The sequence below is a fragment of the Aureibaculum marinum genome, assembly GCF_003813905.1.
GTDB lineage: Bacteria > Bacteroidota > Bacteroidia > Flavobacteriales > Flavobacteriaceae > Aureibaculum > Aureibaculum marinum.
In genome coordinates this window covers 47063-62063 of sequence record NZ_RPFJ01000014.1, presented here as the reverse complement: position 1 = coordinate 62063, position 15001 = coordinate 47063, and the positions used below count along the sequence as shown (strand labels likewise).

Sequence of the window (15001 nt, the reverse complement as noted above, 5' to 3'; positions counted from 1 at the left end):
AAAAACAAACAGCTTTAGTCCTACTAAAGCTGTTTGTTTAATCAAGGAAATAGTTTTCCTTATTACAAAATTGGGTGATATATTCTCGTTAGTTTAATATTTCCATCTAACAAAGGCCTCCATAGCAGCATAATGCGAAAGACCCAAAGCGTCATATAAATCAGCTGTTTCTTTATTTCTGTCTTCAGCACGTTGCCAGAATTCTCTACTGTCAGATCCTTGGAAGACAACTCCATCCTTTTGCGATTGATGTTTAAAAATAGCTTTTCGTTTTTCTAGTACTTGGTCTGGACCCATTGGTACAGCCATTTCTATTTCATCAATGCTCCACTCTTGCCAAGCTCCTCTGTATAACCAAACCCAACAATCTTTCATAAATTTTTTCGGTTTTAGATTTTTAACGGCAGCAAATATGGCATCTAAACAGACTTTATGTGTTCCGTGCGGATCGGCTAAATCTCCAGCTGCATAGATTTGATGAGGTTTTATTTTTTCAATCAAATCCATAGTTATTTTTATATCTTCTTCGCCAATTGGTTTTTTTTCAATGGTTCCTGTTTCATAAAAAGGCAATTCCATAAAATGAATTTGCTCATCAGGGATACCAAAGAAGTTAGCAGCAGCTCTAGCTTCACCTTTTCTGATTAATCCTTTGATATATCTAACCTCGGGAGTGTCAATTTCACTAGATTTTTTGTTTTCTAAAAATTTTGCAGCTTTTTTGTAGATGTTCTCAGCTTCTTTACACTCAATGCCAAATTTTTCATTGTAATCACATACAAAACGAGCAAATCGTAGAGCTTCATCATCTACAACTGCAATATTTCCAGATGTTTGATAGCCTACATGAACCTCATGACCTTGGTCTTGTAATCTCTTAAAAGTACCTCCCATACTAATCACATCATCATCAGGATGAGGGCTAAAAATTAGTACGCGTTTTTTTGCTGGTTCTGCACGCTCTGGTCTATTGGTGTCATCGGCATTTGGTTTGCCTCCAGGCCATCCTGTAATGGTGTTTTGTAGTTCATTAAATATTTTAATATTGATGTCGTATGCCGGTCCAGAGTCAGTTAGCAAGTCACTCATACCATTTTCAATATAATCAGCATCTGTTAACATTAAAATAGGTTTCTTTACATGCAGAGCTAGACGTAAAACAGCCTTTCTTATCAATTTATCTGTCCAAATAATTTTTTCTACCAACCAAGGGGTATCAATTCTAGTTAACTTTGACGAGGCAGCTTTATCTAATACAATTGTTGCATTGTCATGTTCTTGTAAGTATGATGCCGGAACACTACTTGTTACCGGTCCTTCTGTTGAGGCTTTAATGATGTTTGATTTTTTTTCACCCCAAGCTAAAAGTATCACTCTTTTTGCCTCCATTATTTTTTTTACACCTAATGTAATAGCTGTTCTAGGGGTATTTTCTAATCCTGAAAAATCTTGACTTGCAGCTACTCTTGTAATGTGATCTAAAGCAACTAGTCGTGTTCTTGAGTTTTGAAGTGAACCAGATTCATTAAATCCAATGTGTCCATTGCCGCCAATACCTAAAATTTGTAAATCTATTCCGCCTAAGGCTTCAATTTTAGATTCGTATTGGTCACAATAGTCTCTAATTGCTGTTTTTGGTAAAGTTCCATCAGGAATGTGGCAATTTTCAGGTAAAATGTCTACATGATTAAATAGATGTTCTTTCATAAAACGGACATAACTATTAACCGAATCAGGCTCCATTGGATAATATTCATCTAGATTAAATGATATTACGTTTTTAAAGCTTAACCCCTCCTCTTTGTGTAGACGTACTAATTCAGCATATAATCCTTTTGGTGAAGATCCGGTTGCCAATCCTAAAACGCAAGGTTGTTTCTGAGCTTGTTTAACTTTAATTAAGTCAGCAATCTCTTTGGCAACAGCTTTAGATGCTGAAATTGAATTTTCAAACACAAGTGTGCCTATATTCTCAAATCTTTTTTCAAAACCTGTAGCTTTGTCTAAAGTACTTTCTAACATAATGTATTAATTTTTTAGGTGGGTTACTTAATTTTTTTAATCTTTTAGTATTGGTATTTTAGTTGTAAAACTTTCTATAAGTTTAAACTGATTTTTAGCACGATCTAAATTATGTTCTAGATATTTTGTTTTGTAATAGATATCATTATTTAAATAATCTGTTAAAAATCGAAGAGCCATTATAAACATCATTGTTTTTGCACTTAATGGCAAATATTTTAATTCGGTGTCAGATAAAGAGGTTTTCATTTTCTTTAAAAAACCTTCTTTATAGGCATTATAGTATTCTAAATTAAATTCAACTAAATCTAAATTGGTTTCGTCTTCAGCGGCAGTGTTACAAATTGTTCTAATAGCATCACCAAAATCATAATGCACTATGCCTGGCATAACAGTATCTGTATCAATTAGGCACAATCCTTTATTTTTTTTATTAAAAAGAGCATTTGATATTTTAGTATCGTTGTGAGTAACTCTTAATTTAATGTCGCCAGATTCTTTAAGTTTTTGAAGAATATGCATTTCTTCTTTTAAATCTTCAACGCGTTTTATGTAATGTTTTGCTTTTTCTAATCTTTTTGGAGAAGCTATTTTAAGTGCATCTTCAAATTGTTGGTATCGAAAAGACATATCGTGAAAGTTAGGTATCACTTCTATTAATTTTGAAGCGTCAAAATCACTTGTAAGTGTCAGGAAATTACCTAATAAACGACCGCCTTCATAAGCAATTTCTTTACTAGTAACAACTTCGTGAGTTACACTTTTGTCTATAAAATACATCAAATTCCAATAGTTTCCGTTTTCGTCTTTATAGTACGATTGATTTGATTTTGTTTTTGCAAATTCAAGAACACGACGTTTTCTTTTTTTTTCTGGAAGATGTTTTAGTTTTTCTTGTATATGATGGCTAACAGCTACTTTATTTTCAATTAATCCTGGAACATCTTTAAATACACCATGATTAATACGTTGTAAAACAAAATAAGGTTTTTTATTTGTTATTATTAAGTAAGTGTCGTTGATGTGACCAGAAGACAGCTCTTTGAAAGAGTCAAAATTTCCATTATGTTGAAATTGCTCAAAAATTGTTTTTAATTTTTCTGCTGTCATATTACCAAAGTTTAGTAGGGTAAACGCCTTTGTTTTTTAAATTTTCAATTGCTTTTTGTACAAATTCTTTATCTTCTTTGTAGGTTACACCAAACCACTTCGCATCAGATTTTAAAACTTTTACATTAGCTTTTTTCGATTTAAGCATTTCGTTTACGATTAAAGGAATGTAAAACTCAGCTTTTAATTTATGTTGATTTTCTTTTAAAAATTGTTCAAACAATGTTTCTCCAAATTCAAAACATTTAGGTGTAAACCCCCAAAAGTTCATTGAAACAATAGTGTTTTCATCAATTGAAATTAATTGTCCGTCATCAGTTTTTCTTACTAAATTTCCATCAATCTTTTCAATATGTGTACGCTCAGTAACATCTACTAAATATCCGTATTCATTTACTTGACATTCTCCTCTTGATACATAGCCATTTTCTGAAACGGTGTTTTTTAAAAGGTATGACATGGTGCAAAATTCAAATGAAGATTTGTCTTTTTCTATTAAGTATTTAGCCATTACTTCAAAGGCTTCTTTTCCATAAAAATCATCGGCATTAATTATTGCAAAGTTCTCTTTAACTTCATTTTTTGCCATTAACATAGCATGGCCAGTACCCCATGGTTTTGTACGATTAGGATTTACATATTTCTCTGGTACGCTATTAATTTCTTGATAAACATAAGCAACTTCTGCCTTACCTTTTAGTTTTTTATTAAAGAGTTCTTTAAACTCACTTTCAAAACTTTTTCTTATAATAAAAACGAATTTTCCAAACCCAGCTCTAAGTGCATCGTAAAGTGAAAAATCAATTATAGTATCCCCTTCGGGAGTAAAAGTATCAAGCTGTTTTAGACCTCCATATCTGCTTCCCATCCCTGCAGCTAATATTACAAGTGTAGGTTTTTTCATTTTAGACAGTTTGTTTATAGTTATGTTTTTTACTCATTAAAATGTAATAAATTAAAAATCAGCAATATAGATAAATGTAAAACAATTTAAGTTGCTTCATTTCATACAAAAATAGAGAATGTAAACGAATAAAAAAAGAATAAAGATGAAAAAATGTGCTCGAACACACAATAAAATGTGTTCGATAACACAGTTGAAAATTTCGTGAGCTTTTATATATTTGTACTATGTCTAAAAAATATACAATTCGTGATATTGCTGAATTAGCTGGTGTCTCTAAAGGTACGGTAGATCGTGTTTTGCATAATAGGGGGAGAGTTTCTGAAACTGCTCTTAAAAGGGTGACTAACATATTAGATGAAATTGATTATCATCCTAATCTTATTGCTCGTAATTTAAAAAATAATAAGGCTTATACTATTTATGTATTGTTGCCTAATCCAGAACAGGACCCTTATTGGGAGCCTTGTCTAGAAGGGGTTAATAGTGTTGTTGATGAATTTAATGCGTTTGGAGTTAATATAAAGCAATTGTTTTTTAGTCCTAAAAGCACAAAATCGTTTCTGCAGGCTAATAATGAAATTCAAAAAGCAACACCTGATGCAGTTTTATTAGTTCCTTTATTTTTTAAAGAAGCTAGTGTTGTTATGAAACAATATGAGCGGTTGGGTATTGTTGTTTCTATTTTTAACAATACTATTGAGACGGTTACTACTAAAAATTTTATTGGTCAGAACTTGTATCAAAGCGGTAGGGTAGGGGCTAAATTGTTACAAACTATTACCTCTAAAGGTGATCTTGCAGTTATTCATATTGATGAGAAATATAAAAATGCGGTGTTTATGCAAGAAAAGGAGAGGGGGTTTGAGAGTTTTTTTAAAGAAATTTCAAATTACAAAGTCTTAAAATGTAAATTAAAACATCCTGATTTTGATAGTCTTTTGAATCGGTTTTTAAAATCACATCCCAACTTGACCGGAATTTTTGTAACAACATCTAAAGTTTATCAAGTTGCAGATTTTCTAAAAAAGAATAATTACACAAATATTGCTTTGGTTGGTTATGATTTGTTGGATGAAAATGTTAACCATTTGAAAACTGGTACTATTGATTTTTTAATTCATCAAAATCCGAAACAGCAAGCTTATCTAGGATTAAAGTTTTTAGTAGAACATTTTCTTTTTGAAAAAAATATTCCAAACCAGCTGTTATTGCCAATTGATATCATTAATTCAGAGAATGTTACTCAGTTTTTAAGAAGTTGAAATTTGGTTTTACTTAAGACTTTGTAGTTAGGCTATTTTTGTATTATCTGTTCGATGATTGACGTTCTATTAAATTTGATTCTAAAATTATGGTTTCAGTGGTTAAGGATGTGTGTTGGTTTTTTATATGTTGTAATAATAAATCAGTTGCTGTTTTTCCTATTTCAAACCCTGGTTGATTAATTGTTGTTAGGCTAGGATTAATTACTGTTGAGATAGGTTCGTTGCTAAAGCCCACAATAGCAACATCTTTGGGAATATTAACTTTAATTTCGTTTAAGTATTTTATTGCTCCAATAGCTGCGAGGTCGTTGGCTGAAAAGATACCATCAAAAATTAAATTTTTAGCTATTAGTTCCTTTATATTGTTTACTCCGTCGTGTTCCATTAATCTAGAGCTTATAATATATTCATTTCTAAAAGGAATGTTACTTTCTTTTAACGCTTGCTTATAACCTTGCAATCTATTTTTATATATTGCTAATTCTTGAGGTCCTGAAAAGTGAACAATATTTTTACATCCTTTGGAAATTAAATGATGAGTTGCATCAAAACCTCCTTTAAAATCATTTATAAGAACGTTGTTGGTTTTTGAAATGTTTGGATGTCTATCAAAGAAAACTAAAGGGATTCCTCTTTGTTTTAATTCTTGTATGTGGTTATAATTAGTGGTTTCCATTGAAATTGACATCAATACGCCATCCACTCTATTTGCAGCTAATGTTTCTAATATGTTTTTCTCTCTTTTTAATTGCTCTAAAGATTGGCAGATGATAACGCTATACCCCTCTAAATATGCAGTTTCTTCTATTCCTTGAATTACTGAAGAAAAAAAATGACGCGATATTCTAGGAACTACAACACCTATAGTGTTTGTAACATTTTTGCGTAAATTGGATGCTAAAAGATTGCGTTTGTAGCCCATTTCTTTAGCTTTATTTAAAATCTTTTCTTTTGTTTTTTTTGTAACTCTAGGACTGTCGTTTAGAGCTCTTGAAACCGTAGAACTGTTTATATCTAACGCTTTAGCAATGTCATGTATGGTAACTTTATTTGCTTTCATTTGAAATTCTTTTCCTTATAAATTTTGTAGCAAATATAGTGATAATTAAAAATACAATCGATTGTATTTTGTGGTATTTTTGCTATCTTTGCGTGGTTTAGAATCTTTTTATAAGGTCTAAATTGAATGAATTTAAATAATAGTAATAAATATAAAAAATATGTCAAATCATTATGAAGTAAGGTATGCTGCATCTCCAAAGCATGTAAAAGCATATGACACGGAAACATTAAGAGATGAGTTTTTAATTCAAGATTTATTAATGCCAGATAAATTGAAATTGGTTTACACCCATTATGATCGGTATATTGTAGGTGGTGTTGTGCCAGTTAAAAAGAGTGTTAAATTAGAAACTATTGATCCTTTAAAAGCTGAATATTTTTTAGAGCGAAGAGAGCTAGGTATTATCAATGTTGGTGGAAATGGAACAGTTACTGTTGATGGATTTGTATATAAATTAGGTTACAAGGATGCCTTATATATTGGTCGAGGAAATGAAAATGTTACTTTTAGTAGTGATGATGCTGCTAAACCAGCAAAATTTTATTTAAACTCTACACCAGCACATAAGGAGTTTCCAACAAAAAAAGTTAGTAAAGAGGATGCTGAAGTTGTGGAAATGGGATCTTTAGAAACAGCCAATGCCAGAACTATTAGAAAACTTATTGTGAATAGTACTGTAGATACTTGTCAAGTGCAAATGGGAATGACAGAATTAAATACAGGAAGTGTTTGGAATACTATGCCAGCTCATGTGCATGATAGAAGAATGGAAGTTTATTTTTATTTTGAAGTGCCTGAAGACCAGGCAGTATGCCATTTTATGGGGCAACCTCAAGAAACAAGACACATCTGGATGGCAAATAACGAAGCTGTAATTTCTCCTCCTTGGTCTATACATTCTGGTTCAGGAACTAGTAACTATACCTTTATATGGGGAATGGCTGGTGAAAATTTAGATTATGGTGACATGGACCATTGTAAAATAAGTGAATTAAGATAATCATTATAGAAAAAATTATGTCAATTAATTTATTCGATTTAAAAGGAAAAATAGCATTAGTTACTGGAGCAACACATGGCTTAGGAATGGCTATGGCTAAAGGTATTGGTAATGCGGGAGCTAAAATAGTTGTGAATGGAAATTCATCTCAAGAAAAATTAGACAATGCAATTGAAGAATATAAAAAAGAAGGCATTGAAGTTTATGGAAGTCTTTTCGATGTAACAAATGAAAAAGAAGTAATTAAAGCTATAGCTAATATTGAAAAAGAAGTTGGTACCATAGATATTTTGGTTAATAATGCCGGAATTATTAAAAGAACACCCATTGTAGATATGGAAGTTCATGATTTTAAAGCCGTAATTGATGTTGATTTAGTGGGACCTTTTATTGTTTCAAAACACGTTGTTAAAGGAATGATTGAAAAAGGAGGAGGAAAAATCATAAATATTTGTTCTATGATGAGTGAATTAGGTAGAGATACAGTGAGTGCTTATGCTGCTGCAAAAGGAGGATTAAAAATGTTAACTCAAAGTATGGCTACTGAATGGGCAAAATTTAACATTCAAGCTAATGGTATTGGTCCAGGTTATTTTGCAACAAGTCAAACAGCACCCATAAGAGTTGATGGGCATCCGTTTAATGATTTTATTATTCAAAGAACACCTGCAGCCCGATGGGGGAATCCAGAGGATTTACAAGGTACAGCCGTTTTTTTAAGTTCTAAAGCAAGCAATTTTGTTAATGGGCAAGTGGTTTATGTAGATGGTGGTATTTTGGCTACTATTGGAAAACCAGCAAACGAATAATGTTATTTAAAATTAAATATTTCTTATGAAAATTACAAGATTACTTAGTTTAACGTTTGTTATTATATTGATAACATCTTGTTTACCAAAAGAAAGTAGTACTATTGTTAAAGTAACTAATACATTAGATATTGAGCGTACTAATGAAACCGTTGTTTTAAGCAAATCTGAATTGAAACTGGATAGTTTAACTCATATTGGAATAAAAGATTTAGAAACAGAGACCTTTCAGGTTACACAGCTGGTTGATAATGATGGTGATGGTGTAATGGATAACATTTTATTTCAGCCAAAAGTAAATGCAAATTCTGAAAATACGTATCAAATAGTTACAATTTCAGATTCTGAAAGACCTCAAGCAGAAGATCTTTGTTATTCAAGGTTTGTCCCTGAACGTACTGATGATTATGCATGGGAAAATAATCGTGTTGCATTTCGAATGTATGGTCCAGCCGCTCAAAAAATGATTGAAGATAATGTCCCAGGAGGTACACTTTCTAGCGGGGTAGATGCTTGGTTAAAAAGGGTTGAATATCCTATAATAAACAAATGGTACAAGAAAGATCTTGAGACAGATGGTTCTTATCATGTAGACACTGGAGAAGGACTGGATAATTTTCATGTAGGCAGTAGTAGAGGTGTAGGTGGTGTAGCGGTAAAAAAAGACAGTATATACTATGTTTCTAAAAATTATAAAAAATGGAAAACGATAACTACAGGTCCAATAAGAACTAGTTTTTATTTAGAGGTTGAAGATTGGGATGCTGCAGGTAGTTTAATTAAAGAATCAAAAATTATCAGTTTAGATTTAGGTAGTAATTTATCAAAATTTGAAGTTTCAATAGAAGGTGCTAACCAATTATCTGCAGGATTAACACTTCACGAAAAAGATGGTGTAGTTACAGGAAATAATGATAATGGTTGGCTTAGTTACTGGCAACCACATGGAGATTCTGAATTAGGTACGGCTATAGTTGCTCCTAAAAATACGTTTAACGGCTTTGAGACTTATGATGTAGAAACAAAAGATTTAAGCAATGCTTATGCACACCTAGCTGTAGAAAATAATAAAGTGATATATTATGCTGGTTTTGGATGGAAAAAAAGTGGTCAATTTAAAAATCAACAAGAATGGGAAGCTTATTTGAATAACTTTTCTAAACAAATTAATAATCCTTTAAAAGTAACGATTACTGTATTAAACTAGAAAAATATTAAGAAAGAAGGGTGTTTATTAAAGTCAAATGTAGTTTATTTTAAGCGTTAAACACTAGCTTAAATTAAAAAGCTTAGGCAATTTGCCTAGGCTTTTTAATTTTAAAGGTTCTAAACAAGTTTTTTTAAGGGATTATAGGAAAAACTTAAGGGGACAGTTCAGTTCCAATATTTTTTAATTTACAAATTCAACTTCGCTATTACCTATTTATATCGTGTGTAAAAGGTCTTAAAAAATAGAGTGTAAAATAAAAAAAACCTTGAAAATCAAATGATTAACAAGGTTTTAAGTACTCGAGATGGGACTTGAACCCATACGGACATTACTGTCCACTGGATTTTAAGTCCAGCGTGTCTACCAATTCCACCACTCGAGCCTGTTTGTCGTTTGTACGACAACAAATTGGTATATATTATGAATGAGCGAAAAACGGGATTCGAACCCGCGACCTCCACCTTGGCAAGGTGATGCTCTACCCCTGAGCTACTTTCGCGTTTTTTTAAAGAACATTACATTTTCATCTCAAATGCGACGGCAAATTTAATACAATTCTATAAATTCCAAAGCCTTTTTTAATATTTTTTAAAAAGGAACTGGAAAGTCTCTGATTTACTGTTGGTAGTATTGAATTAATAAATATATTTGCAGCACTTTAGTAATTAATTATGCAAACTTCTTTGGGTACTATTACAAAAAAACAATCTTTTGCTACCATCTTAGATGATTTAAAACAATTAACTAAGTTTGGATTGTCAATTAGTGTTGTTTTTTCTGCCTTATCTGGGTATTTGTTAGCGGTAGACACAGTGCAAGTATCAACGTTAATCTTATTGGCTGTAGGAGGGTATTTTATGGTAGGAGCGTCTAATGCTTTTAATCAAATAATTGAAAAAGATACCGATAAATTAATGAAAAGGACTCAAAATAGACCTTTACCAGCTGGTAGAATGTCGGTTAATACTGCTTTATTGATAGCAGCCTTATCTACTATTTTAGGAATAGTAATCTTATACTTGATTAATCCTAAAACAGCAATGTTTGGAGCTATTTCTATATTTTTATATACTAGTATTTATACGCCGTTAAAGCCTAAAACACCATTGGTAGTATTTGTTGGAGCTTTGCCAGGTGCTATTCCATTTATGTTAGGATGGGTAGCAGCAACAAATAATTTTGGAATTGAAGCAGGTATGCTATTTGTGATTCAGTTTTTTTGGCAATTTCCTCATTTTTGGGCTATCGGTTGGTTGCAGTATGATGAATATAAAAAGGCAGGCTTTAATATGTTGCCTACCGGAGAAAAAAATAAAAAAGCTACAGCACAAATTATTTTCTATACTATATGGATGATAATTGTTTCAATTGTTCCTGTTTTTAATTTAACAGGAAATCTACGTTTGTCTGTGGTAGCTGCTATTTTAATTTTGATAGCAGGTATAGTAATGCTGTACTATGGTATTCAATTGCATAAAAAACAAACTGATAAACTGGCCAGAAAGCTAATGTTATCTAGTGTACTGTATATAACTTTAATTCAGGTTATATACGTAATCGATAAATTTTTACATTAAATGATTATGGATGCACAAGTAAAAAGTAGAGCTACAAAGCAAATGATGTACGTTGCAATTATTAGTATGATAATGATGTTTGCTGGTTTAACTAGTGCGTATGTAATTAGTAGTAAAAGAGAAGATTGGGTTACTTTTGGGTTGCCACAAGGTCTTTATATCAGTAGTATACTTATTATGTTAAGTAGTGTCTCTTATTATTTAGCTAAAAAAAATATTCACAAAAATAATAGAGCTCTAACAACAATTTTTTTAATATTAACGTTAGTATTGGCGGTTGGATTTGTCGCTTTCCAGGTGAAAGGATTTAATCAACTCAGAGAAGTAGGATTGTATTTTACAGGAGAGGGTAGTGTGGTTTCATCATCAATGTTGGTAGTGATTTCATTTGCTCATTTGTTGCACGTAGCTGCGGGTCTTATCGTTTTATTAGTTGTTCTAATAAATCATTTAAGACATAAATATAAACCAAACGATGCATTAGGCTTAGAAGTTGGTGGCATATTTTGGCATTTTGTGGATGTTTTATGGATTTTCCTGTTTTTATTTTTCTATTTTATAACATAATATTGTTGATGTCATATAATTTTTTATTTTTGCCTATCAACCATTATAGTATATATAACCAAAATTAATTGATTAATTTTTATGGAAGCAACAATTGCTACAGAAAACACAGCAGACGGCACATGGGCTGGTGGAAGTAATAAACCATTGGGAGCCAGCTATGGCAAGATGATGATGTGGTTTTTTATTTTATCTGACGCGTTAACCTTCTCCGGATTTTTAGCTGGCTACGGACTTATGCGTTTTAAATTTATTGATAGTTGGCCTATAGCCGATGAGGTTTTTACACACGTTCCATTTATACATGGTCATTACCCAATGTATTATGTAGCATTAATGACCTTTATTCTTATTTTTTCATCCGTAACAATGGTGTTAGCCGTAGATGCGGGTCATCAAATGAAAAAAGCTAAAGTCACGTTGTATATGTTGCTTACTATTGTTGGAGGACTAATATTCCTAGGCTCACAAGCTTGGGAGTGGAAAAACTTTATTAATGGTACTTATGGATCATTAGTATTAGAAGATGGTAAGATTGTTCAGTTTGTTGATGATGCTGGTCACCTAATTGCTTTGGAAGATTTTGTAACTAAATCACCAACTAATCAAAGAGTAGAGCATACACGAACTAATGGATTATGGTTTGTTAAAGATGCTGGTGCAATACCACCATACACTGTTAATGAAGTAGTAGAGAGCTTTAAAAATAGCCCTAATGTAAACCTGAGAACAGAGCAACTTAATCATGACTTAAAGAAAAAAGTAGTACTTTCTAGAGAAGAGGCTAATCAATTTTTAGCAAAAGCTACTGGTGTTGTAAAAGGTGCAAATCTTAAAATTAATGAATATGGACATACCTTATTTGGTGATTTCTTTTTCTTTATTACTGGTTTTCACGGATTTCACGTTTTTACAGGTATTTTAATAAATATAATCATATTTTTTAATGTAATTATTGGTACTTACGAAAGAAGAGGTAGTTATGAGATGGTAGAAAAAGTTGGTCTCTATTGGCACTTTGTAGATTTAGTATGGGTATTTGTATTTACATTCTTCTATTTAGTTTAAAAAAAATATTATGACACATAATCAAGAGCACGAACACGAATCACATGTAGGTTTAATCTGGAAAGTCTTCGGATTTTTATCTCTAATAACAATTATTGAAGTAGTATTAGGTATTATTAAACCTGATAGTTTACACTTAGGTAAATTTTTAGGTACAAGCTATTTAAATTTGATTTTTATTATACTAACACTAGTAAAAGCTTATGGAATTGCTTGGTATTTTATGCACTTAAAAGATGAAAAAACTAGTTTTCGTAGAGCCATAGTGTGGACAGGAGTATTTCTAATTTGTTATTTATCTACGTTAGTGTTAATAGAAGGAAATTATATTGGTGATGTAATGCGTGAGTTTACACGATGGAGTTACTAATCTTCAATTGAAATAATATAAAAAAAGGCGGTTGTTAAACCGCTTTTTTTATACGCTAAAGAACCGTAATTTTGTAACTTAATTAAAAAGGAACTTTAGTTTGCAATCAAAAAAAGTATGGCTTTTAGTAGGGCTATTTATTATGCCGTTAGTGTTCTACTTGCTCTTGTTAACAGGAACAAACAAATTTGCCAAATTACCAGTTTTAAATGAAAACATTGAAGATGTAACGGCATTTAAAAATAGTACCGGTTCTTCAATTTCTTTAGAGGGTAAAATTTCAATACTTTGTTTTTTAGGAGATGATTTACTGACAGTAAAAAACAATGCCTTAAATCTTAATGAGAAAATCTATAAGCATTTTTATAAATTTAAAGATTTTCAATTTGTAGTTGTACTCCAAGAAGGGTCATCAGATCAAGTAAAAGAACTGATTAAACAACTTAAAGTTACTACTGATATGCAAAAATGGAATTTTGTATATGGTTCTCAACAACAGATTAAAGACCTATTTAATAGTTTAAAAACCAATCTTAGTATTGATGATAATGGGTATTCTCCTTATGCCTTTATTATTGATAAAGATATGCATTTACGCGGAAGAACAGACGATGAAGATGAAGGATTGATGTATGGGTATAACGCAGAAACTGTTGCTCCTATTCATGGCAAAATGGTAGATGATGTTAAAGTAGTAATCGCAGAGTATCGATTAGCCTTAAAAAAGAATAAAAGGGAGATTTAATAATAACTCATTCTTTCTATGTTTAAGGAATTTTATTGAAGTACAATCTCTAAAAATGATTCTACAAACAGTTGAATAAAAATATTTTATATGAAAAAAACATACACAGGTATAGCATTTATAGTTCTTGTTTTTGGAATATGGGCGGTTCCTAAAATTGTAGACAAACTATCGCCAGCCTCACTATTAAAGTTTGAAAAAGTACCTGATTTTGAATTTACAAATCAGAACAATAAGATGATTTCAAATAAAGATTTGAATGGTAAAGTATATGTAGTAGAATTTTTCTTTACATCATGTCCTACTATTTGTCCAAAAATGCATCAAAATTTACTTAAGCTACAAGATGAATTTTATGGAAATCCAAATTTTGGAATTGTTTCAGTAACTATAGACCCTGTTAGAGATACTCCTGAACATTTAAAAAAATATGCCGAAAAACATAATGTATCATTAAAAAATTGGCATTTTTTAACAGGTAAAAAAGATGTAATTTATGATTTTTCTAATAAGGGATTTAAACTTTATGCAGGTGAAAACGCTGAAGCTGAAGGTGGTTTTGAACATTCAGGGTTGTTTGCATTAATTGATAAAGATGGATATATAAGATCTAGAACCATTACTACTGGAGAGTTTGAAAATCCAATTAAATTTTATGATGGTTTAGATTCAGAACAAATTCAGATGTTAAAAGAAGACATAAATATTTTATTAAAAGAATAATGGAACAGTCAACAAAATCATATAATAAATGGATTATAGCATTATCGGTTGTTATTCCATTAGTAGTTGCTCTTTTATTTAAAGTAAAAATTGATCTAGAATTGCCAGTATTTTTACCTCCAATTTACGCAACTATCAATGCATTTACAGCACTATTTTTAATAGTAGCAGTATGGGCTATAAAAAATAATAATAGAAGATTGCATGAGCAACTGATGAAAACAGCCATAATATGTTCAGTGTTGTTTTTAGTACTATATGTTTTATATCATATGACTTCAGATTCTACTAAGTTTGGTGGAGAAGGAATTATAAAATATATTTATTTGTTTGTTTTACTTACACATATATTATTGTCAATAATAGTAATACCATTTGTGTTAATTACCTATGTAAGAGCTATTACTGCTGATTTTGATAAGCACAAAAAAATTGCGAAATTTACATTTCCACTATGGCTTTATGTTGCAGTATCAGGTGTGGTAGTTTATATTATGATTTCGCCTTATTATTGATGAGATATTAGTTTGTTAATACAAACCAAGAATAATTGACAAATTTAGAT

Annotated in this window: 15 protein-coding genes and 2 tRNA genes; 11 read left to right on the top strand and 6 right to left on the bottom strand. The window is 31.1% G+C overall.

Annotation, left to right across the window (positions count from 1 at the left end; all coding sequences use genetic code 11):
- Positions 1 to 93: 93 nt before the first annotated feature.
- From nagB to EGM88_RS11060, 3 genes are read right to left on the bottom strand one after another with little or no spacing between them, the layout of a single operon-like run.
- Positions 94 to 2022 carry a glucosamine-6-phosphate deaminase gene (nagB, locus tag EGM88_RS11070; RefSeq protein ID WP_123898354.1) on the bottom strand — a complete coding sequence of 643 codons (1929 nt, stop codon included), beginning with the start codon at positions 2020 to 2022 and terminating at the stop codon, positions 94 to 96.
- Between the two features lie 36 nt (positions 2023 to 2058).
- Positions 2059 to 3132, bottom strand: coding sequence for a phosphotransferase enzyme family protein (locus EGM88_RS11065; RefSeq protein WP_123898353.1), 1074 nt, complete (start codon positions 3130 to 3132; stop codon positions 2059 to 2061).
- Between the two features lies 1 nt (position 3133).
- Complete coding sequence (locus EGM88_RS11060) at positions 3134 to 4036, bottom strand: nucleotidyltransferase family protein (protein ID WP_123898352.1); 903 nt, start codon at positions 4034 to 4036, stop codon at positions 3134 to 3136.
- A 227-nt stretch (positions 4037 to 4263) separates the two neighbouring features.
- Between EGM88_RS11060 and EGM88_RS11055 the strand changes: the two genes are divergently transcribed.
- Positions 4264 to 5301, top strand: a complete 1038-nt coding sequence (locus EGM88_RS11055; RefSeq protein WP_123898351.1) for a LacI family DNA-binding transcriptional regulator — start codon at positions 4264 to 4266, stop codon at positions 5299 to 5301.
- Positions 5302 to 5344: 43 nt separating this feature from the next.
- Here the strand turns inward: EGM88_RS11055 and EGM88_RS11050 are convergent, their stop codons facing one another.
- Complete coding sequence (locus tag EGM88_RS11050) at positions 5345 to 6364, bottom strand: LacI family DNA-binding transcriptional regulator (protein ID WP_123898350.1); 1020 nt, start codon at positions 6362 to 6364, stop codon at positions 5345 to 5347.
- A 160-nt stretch (positions 6365 to 6524) separates the two neighbouring features.
- Between EGM88_RS11050 and kduI the strand changes: the two genes are divergently transcribed.
- Genes kduI through EGM88_RS11035 form a run of 3 tightly spaced genes read left to right on the top strand, consistent with a single transcriptional unit; the run spans position 6525 to position 9383 of the window.
- Positions 6525 to 7367 carry a 5-dehydro-4-deoxy-D-glucuronate isomerase gene (kduI, locus tag EGM88_RS11045; protein ID WP_123898349.1) on the top strand — a complete coding sequence of 281 codons (843 nt, stop codon included), beginning with the start codon at positions 6525 to 6527 and terminating at the stop codon, positions 7365 to 7367.
- Positions 7368 to 7384: 17 nt separating this feature from the next.
- A complete protein-coding gene (locus EGM88_RS11040) occupies positions 7385 to 8176 on the top strand; it encodes a gluconate 5-dehydrogenase (RefSeq protein ID WP_123898348.1) in 792 nt (263 codons plus the stop codon).
- A gap of 25 nt (positions 8177 to 8201) precedes the next feature.
- The gene (locus EGM88_RS11035) at positions 8202 to 9383 is read left to right on the top strand and encodes a DUF4861 domain-containing protein (RefSeq protein WP_123898347.1); all 1182 of its coding nucleotides are present in this window, start codon (positions 8202 to 8204) and stop codon (positions 9381 to 9383) included.
- Between the two features lie 299 nt (positions 9384 to 9682).
- On the opposite strand, the gene EGM88_RS11030 is transcribed toward EGM88_RS11035, so the two are convergent.
- Together EGM88_RS11030 and EGM88_RS11025 are read right to left on the bottom strand one after the other, a co-directional pair.
- Positions 9683 to 9768 (bottom strand) — tRNA-Leu (locus EGM88_RS11030).
- A 45-nt stretch (positions 9769 to 9813) separates the two neighbouring features.
- Positions 9814 to 9885, bottom strand: a tRNA-Gly gene (locus EGM88_RS11025).
- 172 nt (positions 9886 to 10057) lie between these two features.
- Here EGM88_RS11025 and cyoE point away from each other — a divergent pair.
- The 7 genes from cyoE to EGM88_RS10990 all read left to right on the top strand — a co-directional run bounded on the left by cyoE (position 10058) and on the right by EGM88_RS10990 (position 14951).
- A complete protein-coding gene (gene cyoE / locus EGM88_RS11020; protein ID WP_123898346.1) occupies positions 10058 to 10963 on the top strand; it encodes a heme o synthase in 906 nt (301 codons plus the stop codon).
- 6 nt (positions 10964 to 10969) lie between these two features.
- A complete protein-coding gene (locus EGM88_RS11015) occupies positions 10970 to 11530 on the top strand; it encodes a cytochrome c oxidase subunit 3 (protein WP_238988431.1) in 561 nt (186 codons plus the stop codon).
- Between the two features lie 81 nt (positions 11531 to 11611).
- Positions 11612 to 12598 carry a cytochrome c oxidase subunit 3 gene (locus tag EGM88_RS11010; RefSeq protein WP_123898344.1) on the top strand — a complete coding sequence of 329 codons (987 nt, stop codon included), beginning with the start codon at positions 11612 to 11614 and terminating at the stop codon, positions 12596 to 12598.
- A 10-nt stretch (positions 12599 to 12608) separates the two neighbouring features.
- Positions 12609 to 12968, top strand: a complete 360-nt coding sequence (locus tag EGM88_RS11005; RefSeq protein WP_123898343.1) for a cytochrome C oxidase subunit IV family protein — start codon at positions 12609 to 12611, stop codon at positions 12966 to 12968.
- A 100-nt stretch (positions 12969 to 13068) separates the two neighbouring features.
- Positions 13069 to 13713, top strand: a complete 645-nt coding sequence (locus EGM88_RS11000) for a hypothetical protein (protein ID WP_238988430.1) — start codon at positions 13069 to 13071, stop codon at positions 13711 to 13713.
- A gap of 90 nt (positions 13714 to 13803) precedes the next feature.
- The gene (locus tag EGM88_RS10995; protein ID WP_123898342.1) at positions 13804 to 14436 is read left to right on the top strand and encodes an SCO family protein; all 633 of its coding nucleotides are present in this window, start codon (positions 13804 to 13806) and stop codon (positions 14434 to 14436) included.
- Entirely contained in the window at positions 14436 to 14951 is a 516-nt protein-coding gene (locus EGM88_RS10990) for a DUF420 domain-containing protein (RefSeq protein ID WP_123898341.1), read from the top strand. Before EGM88_RS10995 ends, EGM88_RS10990 begins: the two co-directional genes overlap by 1 nt.
- The last annotated feature ends 50 nt before the right edge of the window (positions 14952 to 15001 follow it).